This is a genomic window from Zoogloea sp. JDB1, from assembly GCF_056724025.1.
The window spans coordinates 1,866,442-1,880,204 of sequence record NZ_CM161496.1 but is presented as its reverse complement, the minus strand read 5'-3'; the positions used below and the strand labels follow the sequence as shown (position 1 = coordinate 1,880,204).

The following is a 13,763-nucleotide window of genomic DNA, read 5'->3' as shown; positions in this document are numbered from 1 at the left end:
CGGGAAGCGAAAAGGCGGAGAGCTACTTGAGCCCGACCGCCACCATCCGGCGGCGCAGGAAGGCGATCTGCGTCTGCAGCGGCAGGCCCTTCGGGCACACGTCGTGGCAGCCGAGCAGGGACATGCAGCCGAACACGCCACTGTCGTCGCCGATCAGTTCGTAGTAATCCTCGTCGCTGCGCTCGTCGCGGGGATCGAGGCGGAAACGGGCGATCTTGTTGAGCCCCACCGCGCCGACGAAATCCTCACGCATGCGCAGCGTGCCGCAACCGGCCACGCAGCAGCCACACTCAATGCAGCGGTCGAGTTCGTAGATGGCCTCGGCCAGCTCCGGCTCCATCCGCGCTTCGATGGCCGTCAGGTCGGGCTCGGCCTGGCTGTGGATCCAGGTTTCCAGGCGCTCGGCGGTACCGCGCATCCAGCTGCCGGTATCCACCGACAGGTCGCCGATCAGAGCGAACACCGGCAGCGGCGCCAGCGTGATCAAGGGCCCGAAGTCGCGGGTCAGGCTGCGGCATGCCAACCCCGGCCGCCCATCGATGAGCATACCGCAGCTGCCACAGATGCCAGCCCGGCACACGAAGTCGAACTGCAGCGACGGGTCGAGGGTGTCGCGGATCTCGTTGAGGGCGATGAACAACGTCATGCCCTCCGCCTCGTCGACGCGGAAATCCTGCCAGTGGGGCGCGATGCCTTCGCCTGGGCTGCTGCGCAGGATGCGCAGCGTCAGCTGGCGGGGCGTATCGGTGCTCATCGGTGTCGTCCTCCGTGGGGTGCGTCAGTGGTGGTCTGGTGCAGCGTCGGCACCCGCCTGCCGGGCGTGAAAGCCATCACCGGGGATCTCCCAGTCTTTCGTTGTGGCCCCGGAAACGCAGCGGGACCAAGTGCTCGTAAGGCATCAGGGCCTGCTGCACGATGGCACGGTCTGCATGCCCGAACGCCTCACGGATGGCGGCGACCTCGGCCGCCCGCGGCGCCGTCGCCGGATGCTCGATGGCATCCCGCGCGCCGTAGCCACGCCAGCCCGGTGGCAGCTCCATGCCACGCACGTCGAGGGCCTCGTAGGCCAGCGTCGGCAGGGTCTGGAACGGGTCGTTCCAGCTGGCGAGGGTACGCATGAGCCAGTTGGCGTCGTCCCGGCGCGGGAAGTCCTCCCGGTAATGGGCACCGCGGCTCTCGGTGCGCTGGAGGGCGCCGTAGGCGACGCACAAGGCCAGCTTGAGCATCTTCTGCACGCGATAGGCCGCCACCAGCTCCGGGTTGCTGCCTGGCCGGCGCGTAGCCACGCCGATCTGCCGGCTGCGCTGGAGCAGCGTCTGGAGTTCGTCCACGGCCTCGGCCAGCAGGTCGCCGCGGCGGAAGATGCCGACCTTGTCGGTCATGATGTCCTGCATGCGCCGCCGGATGTCGGTGGCGCTCTCCGTGCCCTTTCCCTGCAGCAGTGCGTCGAGCCTACCCTGCTCGGCGGCGAGGAATCCCCGCACCAGCGCGGTGGACACCTGCAGCTCGCCCGCCGGCGACTCCACGAAATCAGCGATGTTCTCGCCGACGATCATGCCGGCCACCACCGTCTCCGCCACCGAGTTGCCACCGAGCCGGTTGAAGCCGTGCAGATCCCAGCAGGCCGCCTCGCCGCAGGCGAACAGACCGGCCAGGCCATAGGCCTCGCCGCGCGCGTCGGTGCGGATGCCACCCATCGAATAGTGCTGGGCCGGCCGCACCGGGATGAAATCGCGGGCCGGATCGATGCCTAGGAAGTGGCGGCAGATTTCCTTCACCTCGCGCAAGCGGCCGTCGATGTGTGCCGCGCCGAGCAACGTGATGTCCAGCCACAGGTGCTCGCCGAAGCGGCTCTTCACCCCATGGCCGGCGCGGATGTGCTCCTCCATGCGGCGGGACACCACGTCGCGGGAGGCCAGCTCCTTCTTCTCCGGCTCGTAGTCGGGCATGAAGCGGTGGCCGGCGGCGTCCTTCAGCAGGCCGCCATCGCCACGGCACCCCTCGGTGACGAGGATGCCGGCCGGGAAGATCGTCGTCGGGTGGAACTGCACTGCCTCCATGTTGCCGAGGCAGGCGGCGCCGGTTTCCAGGGCAATCGCCGCACCGATGCCTTCGTTGATCACCGCGTTGGAGGTGACCCGGTAGATACGCCCGAAGCCGCCGGTGGCGATGCAGGTCGCCTTCGCCACGTAGGCGCTGAGTTCGCCCGTTACCAGGTTGCGCACGATGGCGCCGTGGCAGCGCCCGCCTTCGTGAATCAGAGCGATGGCTTCCATGCGCTCGTGCACCGGGATGCCCTCGGCCACCGCCTTGTCGCTGACCGCGTAGAGCATGGCGTGACCAGTGCCGTCGCTGACGTAGCAGGTGCGCCATTTCTTGGTGCCACCGAAGTCGCGGGCGGCGATCAGGCCATGGGCCTCGGGCCGCTCGCTGAGCATCACCCGGCGGCCGTCCATCACCACCTCCCGCTCGCCGGCGCGCACCCGGTTCCACGGCACCCCCCAGGCCGCCAGTTCGCGCACCGCCTGCGGCGCCGCATGCACGAAGAGACGCGCCACGGCCTGGTCGCAGCCCCAGTCGGAGCCCCGCACGGTGTCCTCGAAATGCACGTCCTCGTTGTCGCCCTCGCCTTTGGCGGTGTTGCCGAGGCTGGCTTGCATGCCCCCCTGAGCCGCCGCCGAATGGGACCGCTTGGCCGGCACCAGGCTGAGGATGATCACCTCGTGGCCGCGGCGCCGCGCGCCTACCGCCGCCCGCAGGCCAGCCAAGCCACCGCCGATGACGAGCACGTCGGTATAGACGATGCGCATCTCAGCCTCCCCGCCGGCTGGGCACGACCACCGGCGTCACGGCAGCGCCCTCGGCCAGGGTGGCCGGCGTTCCATCACCCGACGGCGCATAGCGCTCGCCGGCCCGCTCGGCGTGGGCGATGCCCAGCCGCACATAGGCCAGCAGGCTGACCAGGCCAAGCACGATGAAGAACAGACTGAAGGCGGTTTTGAGCCGACGCAGGCGGCGCCGGGCTGCGTCCGGATTGCTACCCGGCAGCCAGCCCCATTTCAGCGCCAGCCGGTACAGGCCAATGCCGCCGTGGATCTCCGCCGCGAACAGCAGGAGCAGGTACAGCGGCCACATGCTGCCGGTCCACACGCGGTCGGCGGATTCGTAGGGGCCGATCAACTCCGGATGGACCAGCATGCCGTACAGGTGGATGCTGGCCAGGAAGAACAGCGCGAAGCCGGTCCATAGCTGGAGCCACCACAGGCCGGTGTCGTCGTGGCGCAGGCGCGCCCGGTGTTCGGCAAAGGCCTGATACTGGCGGAAGCTGGCCGGGAACTTGCGTAGCGCCAGCCAGGCGTGCAGCACGAACACCGCCAGCACGCCACCAACCACGCAGGAGACGATCCACGGCTGCGGCGTGACGAGGAAATACGCCCCTTCGAAGAAGCGCGCCACCGTGTAGAAGGCATCCTGGCTGATCAGGATGGACGACACGAAGAACATGTGGGCCACCAGGAACAGCGCCAGGAACAAGCCTGACGCGCTCTGCAGCAGATCGAGCCGCGCCGGCCAGCGGCTGCGGCGGAGTCGTGGATGCGTGGTGACATGCGTCAGCGCGAGCAGTGTCTCCGGCGCCTGACGTGCGATGGGAGGTGGCAGCGTGGCGCTACGTTCGAGCAGGCGGCTCATGGCGATGGACCTCGAAATGCCACTCCCAGTACGGGGGAGGAAACCGACCGGGTCGCAGGCGAAACGGCGCCGCGGGGCGAAGTCCTGGCAAGCCCGGCCTGCCGGAGCCCCGCTCCGATATCGACTCGGCATTTCAATTTAACACAAGACTATTGCACTGCAGCATACGCCCAACGCACAAGCGCCACCATGATCCCCGGACCGAGCGACAAATGGCGCGGCCATGTCGCATACGCACCACACGTGCCGGAGCCAAGTCCTTGATTCCTTTTGCTACAGCGTACTGGCGCAGAACCTGCTTGAAGGGGCACACCTATTTGCGGAGCGCATCATGCCGAAACCGAAGAAGCACATCCTCGTCTGCGTCCAGGGCCGCCCGCCCGGCCATCCGCGCGGCTCCTGTCAGGAAAAGGGCTGCAACACCGTGTGGCAGGCCTTCCAGCAGGAGTTCCAGCAGCGCAACCTGTGGAACGACTTCCTGCTCACCAATACCGGCTGTCTCGGCCCCTGCCAAGCCGGCCCCAGCGTGCTGGTCTATCCGGACAACGTGATGTACAGCGGCGTGACCACCGCCGACGTGACCGCCATCGTCGAGGAGCACATCCTGCTCGACCAACCGGTGGAACGCCTGAAAGCCCCCGAAGGCATCTGGTGATCCCTGCCACCGGGCCCGGCGCGGGATAAACTGGCGGGCCTCAGTACACCGGGCTTCCCGCCATGCAGATCTGGATCGACGCCGACGCCTGCCCGGCGGTCGTCAAGGACATCGTTTTTCGCGCCGCCGAGCGCCTGGAAATACCAACCATCCTGGTCGCCAACCGGATGTTGCGCACGCCTCCGTCGCGCTTCATCCGGGCCGTCCAGGTGCCGTCCGGCTTCGATGTGGCGGACGCCCACATCGTCAGCCAGGTGGAGGCCGGCGACCTGGTCATCACCGCCGACATCCCGCTGGCCTCGGCGGTGCTCGAGCGCCAGGCCCATGCGCTGAATCCGCGCGGCGAAATGTACACCGCCGCCAACATTGCCGAACGCCTGTCGATGCGCAACTTCCTGGAGGAACTGCGCGGCGCCGGCGTGCAGACCGGCGGCCCGCCGGCCTTCAGCCAGGCCGACCGGCAGGCCTTCGGCGCCGCGCTGGACCGTTTCCTGGCCCGCGCAGTGCGCGCTTGAACAGAGGTCAGCCCAGCTTCAGCGGCGTCGCGCAGCCATCGTCAATGCCTTCGATCTCGATCTGGATGGTCGGGTGCTGGATGCGGAAGCGCTTGTCCAGTTCTTGGGCGAGGCTCGTGAAGAACGCGTCACCGGGGTGACCGTCGGGCATCACAAGGTGGGCAGTCAGTGCCACGTCGGCAGTGCCAAGGGCCCACACGTGCAGGTCATGGACGCCGCTCACGCCGGGCAGGCCACGCAGCCAGGCATGCACCTCAAGCAGGTCGATGCCGTCCGGCACGCCGTCGAAAACCAGGTGCAGGGACTGGCGGAACAGGCCCCAGGTGCCAAGCACGATGACCACTGCGATGGCCAGACTGACCATCGGATCGAGCCATTGCCAGCCGAAATACAGGTACAGCGCGCCGGCGGCAACCACGCCCAAGGACACCAGCGCGTCGGCGGCCATGTGCAGGAAGGCGCCGCGGATGTTGAGGTCATCCTTGCTGCCGGACATGAACAGCGCCGCAGTGATGCCGTTGATCACCACGCCGATGGCGGCCACCACGATGATCGTCCACCCGCCCACGGCCTCCGGCGCCTGCAGGCGTTGCACGGCCTCCAGGACCAGCGCGCCCATCGCGAACAGCAGCAGCATTGCATTGGCCAGCGCGGCGAGGATGGACGCGCGTTGCCAGCCGTAAGTGCGCTGGGGGGTCGGACGCAGGCGGCCGGCCAGCGCGGCTCCCCACGCCAGGATCAGGCCGGCGACGTCGGACAGGTTGTGGCCGGCGTCGGCGAGCAGCGCCAGGGAGTCCACGCGCCAGCCGTAGAAGGCCTCGATGAGGACGAAGCCGATGTTCAGGCAGATGCCGATCGCGAAGGCCCGGTCATAGGACACCGGGCCATGGTGATGATGGCCGTGTCCGTGGTGCCCATGAGCATGACTATGATCGTGATGATGGTGATCATGGTCGCCGGCATGGTCACGGTGATCGTGATCGTGGGCAGGGTGGTCGTTGCTCATCAGGCTTGCAGCATCAGTTCATCCACGCTCTTGCGTACCGAGCGGGACCAGGGGACGGGAGACACGCCGACCCGGCAGAAGAAGGTCAGCGCCTGCTCACGGCCGAAACCGCCGATGCGCTCGAACTCCTCCGCCAGCGCCGCAGCACCGCGGCCGATTTCAGGCAAGGCGGAAAAGCTGCGGCCGGCGCGGGCATACCAGCGGAAGATAAGCGGCGTCATCTCCGGTTGCAAGTGCAGACCGACTGATGTTGCGGTCAGCCACAGGCGCTGCATCGCGATGCCGCCGCTTACATAGTCCTCGACGCTCGTCGGCGGCTGCTCGGGGCGGATCAGCACGTGGGACGCGCAGGCCAGCGCCGGAATGTAATCCAGCTGGACCCGCGGTGCGATGGTTCCACCCAGATATTTGTTGAAGAACTCGACCCGGCCCCAGCTGGCCATCACCCACTCCATCAGGCGCGCAGTGAGGCCGTCCACACCGACCGCCTGCTCCGGGATGCGATCCTTGCTGTAACGGCTGCGCCACTCGATGATCTCCTTGTGCACCGGGAAAGCTTCCGGGCAGGTCAGGCGCAGGTAGGCATTGCGCCACAGCAGGCCTGCCACCTGACGGCGCGCGGCGAACGACTCGAAGAACTGTACCGCGTAGCCGGCCCCCGGCGCTGCGGCCAGGGCCTGGCGCTGAGCCTCGGTCAGCGGCGTGGTGCGCATCGGGCGGCGCTGCACCACGCGCGTCTCGATGAAAGGCAGCAAGGCGTCCGCCGCCAGCCCGGGCTGCTCCGCCAGGCGAACGTCGAACACCGGCGCCGCGTCGCTGGACGCCAGCCGCCGGCTCCAGCTCGCCGCCAGCCCTTCGCCGCTGGCGGCGATGCGCAGGGTTTCCAGCAGTGCTCCATGGGCCATGTGGCTGGCATGGCCGTCGAAGTCGTAGAGGCACCAGTCGCGGGTGTCGTTGCCATGCACGACGATGTGGTCGTCGCCGAGGATCTCGAAGCGCCACGGCTGGGTGTTGTCGCCGCTGGGCGCCCAGCGGGCCAGGTCGAGGATCTTCAGCAGGGTTTCGCGGCGGGTCATGGCCGGTCTCCTCAGGCGCGCGCCGCCTCGCGCATGGCCCGTAGCTGACGCCGGGCGATGGCAAGGCCGATGCGCTGGATCGGGTTGTTGTTGCCGCCGGGCCGCCAGGTCTTCACATAGCGGTTGCGGTAGGCATCGAACTGGAAGCCCCACGGCGCGCACAAGACCTCGCCGCGACCGAGCAGGATCTTCAGGGATTCAGTAGCGGTCACGCCGGCACACAGCTGGCAGGCGGCAATGGTACTGGGGCCGCGGCGGGCAACGAAATCGACCCGCGACGGGTCCGCCAGGTAGGCCCGCTGCAGCATGGCCGGCGACAGGCCGAGCAGGAAGCGCACCGCCATCTCGTCGTCATCGCAGCCATCCAGGCGGAAATATTCCTCGAAGCTCATGCGTCCCGGCAGGAAGCTCAGCACTGCCGTCCCCATGCCCAGCGGCGCCGCCGTCACAGCGGGGATGCCGTGCCGGTCGCAGGCATTGAAGGTGTCGCGCCGGGCACTAAAGGCAAAGAAGTCCAGACCATCCACATAGAGATCGACACCGGCCAGGAACTCGTCCAGATTGCCTGCATTGACGCCGCCGCCGAACACGCGAATGTCCACGTCCGGGTTGATGTCACGGGCCATCTCGGCCATCACCTCGGCCTTCGGGCGGTCGAGCGTGGACATCATCGCACCGGCCTGGCGGTTAAAATTCACCAGGTCGAAAGTATCCAGGTCCGCCACGTGGAAGGCCCCCACGCCCAGGCGGGTCAGGGTCAGCAGATGCACGCCCCCAACCCCACCGACGCCTGCAATGGCGATCCGCTTGCCGCGCAACGCGGTCTGCTCTGCCTCAGTCACCCAGCCGATGTTGCGGGAGAAGGCTTCGTCGTAGTCAAAAATGCGGCGCGACATGCTGTCTGTATCCTTCGGGCAGTGGAATCTTATGATACGACACTTCCCGGCCGACCCATTCGGCACATCCACGCCCCAAGCCGGGCGACAAAACACGCCATTGGCATAGACACGTACTACAATTGAAGCAGATACCCATTTCCCTTCAAGGAATCAGTATTACCAGCCGTAAATGGATATCGCCAGTAATTTAGACTTCAAGGGCTACCGCCATGTCGCTACTCGATCGCTTCAGCCTCGGTGAAGGATTCAGGAAGTACTTCGAGATCGCCACCGCCTTCGACGACGCCGGCCGCAACGACGTGTTCGGCATTCGGCACGAGGTGTATTGCGAGGAACTCGGCTTCGAGCCGGTCCGCCCGGACCGCCGCGAGACGGACGAATACGACCGTCACAGCCTGCACTGCCTGCTGCGCACCTCCACCGAGCCTCACGTATTAGTGGGCTGCAACCGCCTGGTGATGGCCCGTCCCGAAGAACCGGACTATCCACTGCCCTTCGAGCGCACCTGCGCTGCCACGCTGGACCGCTCCATCATCGATCCCGCCAAGGAGCCCCGCGGCGCCATCGCCGAAGTCTCGCGCCTCGCCGTACGCGCCTACTACCGCCGACGCAAGGGCGAGACCAAGGCCGCCGTGGCGCTCAGCGACGACGATTTCGGTACCAAGGAACAACCGCGCTTCCCCTACATTCCGATCGGTCTCTATCTGGGCGTAATCGCACTCGCCAAGCACGAGGGCATCGAGACCCTGTTCGTCCTCACCGAGCCTCGGCTGGCGGACCATTTCGCCAAGCTGGGCGTCAAGATCACCCAGATTGGTGGCCCAGTCGAACACCGGGGCATCCGCGTACCGTCGATGATGAACGTGGACAGCATCATCAAGGGCCTGCGCTTCTTCGTGAAACCCATCTGGCGTGTCGTCGCCGAGGAAATCGAAGCCGGCTACAGCACCGGCCATCCGTCCTTCCGGCCGGTCTGATCCCTCCCCCGTTCCAGGGATCCTCCCAGCGGCATCGGGTTCCGGAGCTGGCCCGTCTCTTGCAAAGGACGAGTCAGCACCAACCAAACCCAAACTGTCCTAGGAGAATCCCTCATGAGCAAGATCGGTCTTTTTTACGGTAGCGAGACGGGCAACACCCGCAAGGTGGCCAAGTCCATCGTGAAAAAGCTCGGCGAAGATGTGGTCGAGCTGTTCAACGTGTCCAAGGCCACGGCTGACGATGTTGCCAAGTTCAGCTCCCTCATCCTGGCGACCCCGACCCTCGGCGACGGCGAACTGGTGGACTCCTGGAAAGAGTTCTTCCCGACCTTCAAGGGCGTTGATCTGTCTGGGAAAACCGTGGCCATCTTCGGCTTCGGCGACCAGGATGCCTATGGTCACGAGTTCTGTGATGCGATGGCCATCCTTTTCGATGCCGTCAAGGCCCAGGGCGCCACCGTCATTGGCGGCTGGCCCACCGACGACTACGAGTTCTCCAAGTCCAAGGCGGTGGTGGACGGCGAATTCGTCGGGCTGGCCCTCGACAACGACAACCAGAAGGAACAGACCGAAGAGCGCGTCGACACCTGGCTCGACCAGATCAAGTCGGAACTGCTCGGCTGATGGCTGCGCCCGCGCCTGTCGTAAACACGACAAACGGCGGGCGGGGTGTCAGGCATGCCACAGGTCGGGGGCGTCCATGAGTGACGCCCCCGATACCTTTGGCGACGCCCGCCTGATCTTCGCCCACAAACATCCCACCAGTGCCCGCCTCCGCTTCGTCCGCTTCGAGCACGGCATGTGCGGCTTCACCCCCTTTCCGGCCGCAGCCAGCCTGTGCCCGGACGACGAAGTCCCCGAATCCCCGGTCGTCACGCTGCCATCGGTCCATCTGGCGGAAGCAGAGCGGCGCCTCGGCCTACCCTCCGGTGGTCTCAAGATCGAACCGGAATTCCGGCAATGCGTGGATGTCGGCGAAGCCTGCGTCGAGGTCCACCTGGCCATGTTCACCGCCATGGACCCGCCCTTCGAGGCGATTGCCGGTGCCGGCGGCCGCTTCGTGGCGATCACCGAAGCCCGTGGCTGCGCACAGATCGAACTGGAGCTGCTGCGCAAAGCCTACGAGGCCGTCCTCGGCGGCTGAGCCCTGCCGGCCCACGTGCGGTGGGCCGGCGCCCCATCACGTGGAGTGGGCCTTCAGGTGCGCCGCCAGCGCCGCATCCATCGTTGCCGCATGCAGGTCGAACCAGCCCGGCACCTGCTCGCGGATGTAGGCCTTGGCCATCATCGTCGAGCCCTTCTCGACCCGCTCGCGGAAACGCCGCAGATCACCAAGCACCCGACGGTGCTCGCCGGCATGCTCGCCCTCCGCCGGAAAGGCGCTGTCGCGCATCCACGTCTCCTCGTTGGCGAAGTGCGTCTCGGTGTGCGCGCACAGGGCCGCAAAGGCCTCCACGAAGGCCGCTCCAGTGGCCGCCCCGGCCGCATTCACCAGTGCCACAAACTCCCGGTGGGTGTCATCCATTTCCGCCAGGCCAAGCAGGTGGCGCTCGTCGGACCATTCCATCGCACTCTCCACATCAAGATACGCCGCCAGCCGGCGCTATCCAGTCAATCAGCGAAAAGCGTGCCGGGCGTGGCACCGAACTTGCTGCACTGGCGCATCACCACCTGAAACCGGAGAAGACTCATGGAAGACATCGTCCAATACCAGCTCGGAGACGTGGTGTTCTGCCGCGAAGACCTGTTCAACGACGGCGGCCTGCCCGGCTATGAGGAAGGCGCGCTGATCGCCGCGGCCGGCACCCGCGGCGTGGTGGTCCAGTTCGGCCACGTGGAAGCCATGCCGAGCGAGGAGATCTACCTGGTGCGCTTCGAGGGCGAGGGCCAGGACCTCGGCCTGCCGATCGGTTGCCTGCCCGAGGAGCTGACCCAGGACGAGGCCGAGGCGGCTGAGTTGCGCGCGGCCCACTGAGCGGAGCCACAGATGAAGATCGCCATTCCCGTCACCGGTGAGCGCCACGTCGCCGGCCATGCCGGCCAGGCCCGCAACTGGCTGGTCTACGACTGCATCCCGGGCTCGCCGCTGCCCGCCCCGGACACCATCGTGCTGGCCCGCGAGCAGGTGCTGCACCACTTCGAGGACGACGGCCCGCATCCGCTCGACGGCGTCGAGGTGGTCATCGCCGCCAGCGCTGGCGAAGGCTTCGTGCGCCACATGGCCAAGCGCGGCGCCGAAGTACTGCTGACAGGAGAACAACAACCCGACTCGGCCCTGGCCCGTATCCTGGCAGGCGAAGCGCTGCCCGACCCGCGTTTCGACATCACCACCACACTCTGCAAGATCCGCGACCTATTCTCCCGGCATTGAACTCCCACGGCGACGGCGGGTCTGTCACGTGCCTGCAATTCCCGGGCCGTAGCCTGAAACGGCCCACCATCCCAGGAGAATGCCATGTACCTGTCCCCGTCCGACATCCAACAGACCCGTATCTCCACCCTCGACAACCTGCACGCGGCATCGCGTGCATGGGTTGAGGCCACCGAGAAGCTTGCCGACCTGGCCCTGCGCAACGGCCGCCAGCTCTTCGAGGAAGGCCGCGAGCATCTGGAGGAGCTGGCCTCCCGCAGCGAGATCAAGCTCGACGCGCTACCCGTCGAGCGCCTGTCCGACTGGCGCGCCGACTCAGCCAATCTGGTCCGTGAATACTTCGAGATCATCGGCGATGCGCATCAGTCCATCCTGAAGCTAGCCCGCGACCAGGTCGCCGTGTTCGACCAGGCCCTCAACCGCCAGCTCGAACATGCCGCTCGCAGTGCCGACGCCAACGGCGAAGCTGCCATCGGCCACGTGAAGAAGGCCCTGCGTCAGGCCGAAGCCGGCTTCAACGAGCTGGCCGATGCCGCGGCCCGCGGCGCCGACCTGGTGGAAGAACAGGTCCGCCAAGTGTCGGACGCCCTGAGCAGCGACGACACGGACGCCAGCGAAGCCAGCGGCGAAACCGCCGTTGCGCCGCGCAGCCGTCACCGCAGCAGCAGCGCGGAATAAGCCCGCCACCGCCGGCGGACCGGGCAGGCCCGTTGGCGGTAAAATCGGGATTCCCGGCGACGGGGCCAGGCGCCCCTGCCGCCCGCCTTCACCACAGCCAGGAATCCCATGAGCACCGCATCCCTCTACCAGGCCCGTTACGGCAGCGCCGACGTCGCCGTACCGTCCGCCGGTTCCCCCATCATCGATCACCTGCTGGCCCACCGCTCGGTGCGCGCCTACCTGCCCGACCCGGTCAGCGACGACACCCTCGCCGCGATCATCGCCGCCGCCCAGTCCGCCGCCAGCTCCTCCAACCTGCATGCATGGAGCGTCGTGGCCGTCCGCGATCCGGCCCGCAAGGCCCGTCTGGCCGAGCTGGCCGGCGATCAGGATCACATCCGCCAGGCCCCGCTGCTGCTGGTGTGGCTGGCCGACCTGGCCCGCCTGGAGGCGGTCGCGCAGAAGCTCGGCGAAACCCCGGCCGCACTGGACTACCTGGAAATGTTCGAAGTAGGCGTCATCGACGCCGCGCTGGCGGCGCAGAACGCAGTCACCGCCGCCGAATCCCTCGGCCTCGGCACCGTGTATATCGGTGCGATGCGCAACCGGCCGGAAGACGTTGCAGCCGAACTCCAACTGCCGTCGAAGGTCGTCGCGATGTTCGGCTTGTGCGTCGGCACGCCCGACCCGCAGCAGCCTGCTTCGGTCAAGCCGCGTCCGCTGCAGTCCGTGGTGTTGCATCAGGAAACCTATTCCCTGCCCGCCCAGCAGGCCGGCCTGGAGTACTACGACAGCGCGATGAGCGCCTTCTACACCAGCCAGGGCATGAAGGTGCGCGGCACCTGGTCCAACCATTCGACCAAGCGCGTCCGCGACGCCGGCTCCCTGTCCGGCCGCGACCGCCTGGTGGAAGCCCTCAACGCGCTGGGCTTCGCACTGAAGTAAGCCCGCAAGCGGCCAGCGAGCACGCCCCATAGGGTGGGTCATGCGCCCCCCAGCCGCTTGCGCGGCGTCCGCAGGTGAGTGAATCCGCTGCCACGGTTTGCGCCGACTGGCTACGAAAACGAAAAGGCCCGGGCACATGCCCGGGCCACTCTGCTTCAGTGCCAGGCCCCCGTTCAGGCCGCCTTCTTCATCTGCTTCTGATACAGGAACTCCAGGATCGCCCCACGGCATTCCGCGAAGTGCGGATCGTGGGCCAGTTGCAGGCGGTCGCGCGGCTTGGCCAGCTTCACTTCGAGGATCTCGCCGATGGTCGCCGCCGGGCCGTTGGTCATCATCACCACCCGGTCGGACAGCAGCACCGCCTCATCCACGTCGTGGGTGACCATCACCACAGTGGCGCCAGTCTTTTCCATCACGCCGATCAGCTCGTCCTGCAGGGACGCGCGGGTCAGCGCATCGAGGGCGCCGAAGGGCTCGTCCATCAGCAGGATCTTCGGCTCCATCGCAAAGGCGCGGGCGATGCCGATGCGCTGCTTCATGCCGCCGGAGATCTCGTGGGGCATCTTCTGCGCCGCATGACTCATGTGCACCATCTCCAGCGCAGCGTTGGTACGGGCCTTGAGTTTCTCCTTGCCTTCCTTGGCGCCGAAGACGCGCTCGACGGCCAGATGGACGTTCTCGAAACAGGTCAGCCAGGGCAGCAGGGAGTGGTTCTGGAAGACCACCGCCCGCTCCGGGCCGGGGCCAGCGATCTCGCGGCCGTTGCAGATCATCGCGCCGGAGGTGGGCAGCGTAAGGCCGGCGATCAGGTTGAGCAGCGTGGATTTGCCGCAGCCCGAGTGGCCGATAAGGGACACCACCTCGCCCTGGCGGATCTGCAGATTGACGCTCTGCAGCGCGACAAAGCGGCCCTTCTTGGTGTCGAAAGTCATGCCGACGTTTTCGACCTTTACGATTGCGTTCATGTGA

At 66.9% G+C, this 13,763-nt stretch carries 17 protein-coding genes; 9 read left to right on the top strand and 8 right to left on the bottom strand.

What is annotated here, in order from left to right; all coding sequences use genetic code 11:
• Positions 1-22: 22 nt before the first annotated feature.
• The 3 genes from AC1PPK_RS08340 to AC1PPK_RS08330 form a co-directional block, all read right to left on the bottom strand.
• Complete coding sequence (locus tag AC1PPK_RS08340; RefSeq protein WP_481117375.1) at positions 23-754, bottom strand: fumarate reductase iron-sulfur subunit; 732 nt, start codon at positions 752-754, stop codon at positions 23-25.
• A 76-nt stretch (positions 755-830) separates the two neighbouring features.
• Positions 831-2,810, bottom strand: a complete 1,980-nt coding sequence (locus AC1PPK_RS08335) for a fumarate reductase flavoprotein subunit (RefSeq protein WP_481117374.1) — start codon at positions 2,808-2,810, stop codon at positions 831-833.
• 1 nt (position 2,811) lies between these two features.
• Complete coding sequence (locus AC1PPK_RS08330; RefSeq protein WP_481117373.1) at positions 2,812-3,690, bottom strand: fumarate reductase cytochrome b subunit; 879 nt, start codon at positions 3,688-3,690, stop codon at positions 2,812-2,814.
• Positions 3,691-4,021: 331 nt separating this feature from the next.
• Between AC1PPK_RS08330 and AC1PPK_RS08325 the strand changes: the two genes are divergently transcribed.
• On the top strand, positions 4,022-4,345 hold the full coding sequence (locus tag AC1PPK_RS08325; protein WP_481117372.1) for a (2Fe-2S) ferredoxin domain-containing protein: 324 nt from the start codon (positions 4,022-4,024) through the stop codon (positions 4,343-4,345).
• Between the two features lie 62 nt (positions 4,346-4,407).
• Positions 4,408-4,860, top strand: a complete 453-nt coding sequence (locus AC1PPK_RS08320; protein WP_481117371.1) for a YaiI/YqxD family protein — start codon at positions 4,408-4,410, stop codon at positions 4,858-4,860.
• A 7-nt stretch (positions 4,861-4,867) separates the two neighbouring features.
• Here AC1PPK_RS08320 and AC1PPK_RS08315 read toward each other — a convergent pair whose 3' ends face one another.
• From AC1PPK_RS08315 to AC1PPK_RS08305, 3 genes are read right to left on the bottom strand one after another with little or no spacing between them, the layout of a single operon-like run.
• Positions 4,868-5,866 carry a cation diffusion facilitator family transporter gene (locus AC1PPK_RS08315; protein WP_481117370.1) on the bottom strand — a complete coding sequence of 333 codons (999 nt, stop codon included), beginning with the start codon at positions 5,864-5,866 and terminating at the stop codon, positions 4,868-4,870.
• On the bottom strand, positions 5,866-6,942 hold the full coding sequence (locus AC1PPK_RS08310; protein ID WP_481117369.1) for a nitroreductase family protein: 1,077 nt from the start codon (positions 6,940-6,942) through the stop codon (positions 5,866-5,868). Before AC1PPK_RS08310 ends, AC1PPK_RS08315 begins: the two co-directional genes overlap by 1 nt.
• Positions 6,943-6,953: 11 nt before the next feature.
• On the bottom strand, positions 6,954-7,838 hold the full coding sequence (locus AC1PPK_RS08305) for a ThiF family adenylyltransferase (RefSeq protein WP_481117368.1): 885 nt from the start codon (positions 7,836-7,838) through the stop codon (positions 6,954-6,956).
• Between the two features lie 212 nt (positions 7,839-8,050).
• Here AC1PPK_RS08305 and AC1PPK_RS08300 point away from each other — a divergent pair, with 212 nt between their 5' ends.
• The 3 genes from AC1PPK_RS08300 to AC1PPK_RS08290 all read left to right on the top strand — a co-directional run bounded on the left by AC1PPK_RS08300 (position 8,051) and on the right by AC1PPK_RS08290 (position 9,962).
• The gene (locus AC1PPK_RS08300) at positions 8,051-8,818 is read left to right on the top strand and encodes a PEP-CTERM/exosortase system-associated acyltransferase (protein WP_481117367.1); all 768 of its coding nucleotides are present in this window, start codon (positions 8,051-8,053) and stop codon (positions 8,816-8,818) included.
• 114 nt (positions 8,819-8,932) lie between these two features.
• Positions 8,933-9,442 (top strand): flavodoxin, encoded by a 510-nt coding sequence (locus AC1PPK_RS08295; RefSeq protein WP_481117366.1) that lies wholly within the window; start codon positions 8,933-8,935, stop codon positions 9,440-9,442.
• A gap of 76 nt (positions 9,443-9,518) precedes the next feature.
• Positions 9,519-9,962: a hypothetical protein gene (locus tag AC1PPK_RS08290; protein WP_481117365.1), complete on the top strand. Its 444-nt coding sequence runs from the start codon at positions 9,519-9,521 to the stop codon at positions 9,960-9,962.
• A 36-nt stretch (positions 9,963-9,998) separates the two neighbouring features.
• Here the strand turns inward: AC1PPK_RS08290 and AC1PPK_RS08285 are convergent, their stop codons facing one another.
• Positions 9,999-10,385 (bottom strand): hemerythrin domain-containing protein, encoded by a 387-nt coding sequence (locus AC1PPK_RS08285; protein ID WP_481117364.1) that lies wholly within the window; start codon positions 10,383-10,385, stop codon positions 9,999-10,001.
• 123 nt (positions 10,386-10,508) lie between these two features.
• On the opposite strand from AC1PPK_RS08285, the gene AC1PPK_RS08280 reads away from it, so the two are divergent.
• From AC1PPK_RS08280 to AC1PPK_RS08265, 4 genes are all read left to right on the top strand, one after another.
• Positions 10,509-10,793 carry a nitrogen fixation protein NifZ gene (locus AC1PPK_RS08280; protein WP_481117363.1) on the top strand — a complete coding sequence of 95 codons (285 nt, stop codon included), beginning with the start codon at positions 10,509-10,511 and terminating at the stop codon, positions 10,791-10,793.
• Positions 10,794-10,805: 12 nt separating this feature from the next.
• Positions 10,806-11,189: a NifB/NifX family molybdenum-iron cluster-binding protein gene (locus AC1PPK_RS08275; protein ID WP_481117362.1), complete on the top strand. Its 384-nt coding sequence runs from the start codon at positions 10,806-10,808 to the stop codon at positions 11,187-11,189.
• Between the two features lie 84 nt (positions 11,190-11,273).
• Entirely contained in the window at positions 11,274-11,867 is a 594-nt protein-coding gene (locus AC1PPK_RS08270) for a hypothetical protein (RefSeq protein WP_481117361.1), read from the top strand.
• A 108-nt stretch (positions 11,868-11,975) separates the two neighbouring features.
• Positions 11,976-12,794: an NADPH-dependent oxidoreductase gene (locus tag AC1PPK_RS08265; protein ID WP_481117360.1), complete on the top strand. Its 819-nt coding sequence runs from the start codon at positions 11,976-11,978 to the stop codon at positions 12,792-12,794.
• A 173-nt stretch (positions 12,795-12,967) separates the two neighbouring features.
• Here AC1PPK_RS08265 and AC1PPK_RS08260 read toward each other — a convergent pair whose 3' ends face one another.
• Positions 12,968-13,759 carry an ABC transporter ATP-binding protein gene (locus tag AC1PPK_RS08260; RefSeq protein WP_481117359.1) on the bottom strand — a complete coding sequence of 264 codons (792 nt, stop codon included), beginning with the start codon at positions 13,757-13,759 and terminating at the stop codon, positions 12,968-12,970.
• Between the last annotated feature and the right edge of the window lie 4 nt (positions 13,760-13,763).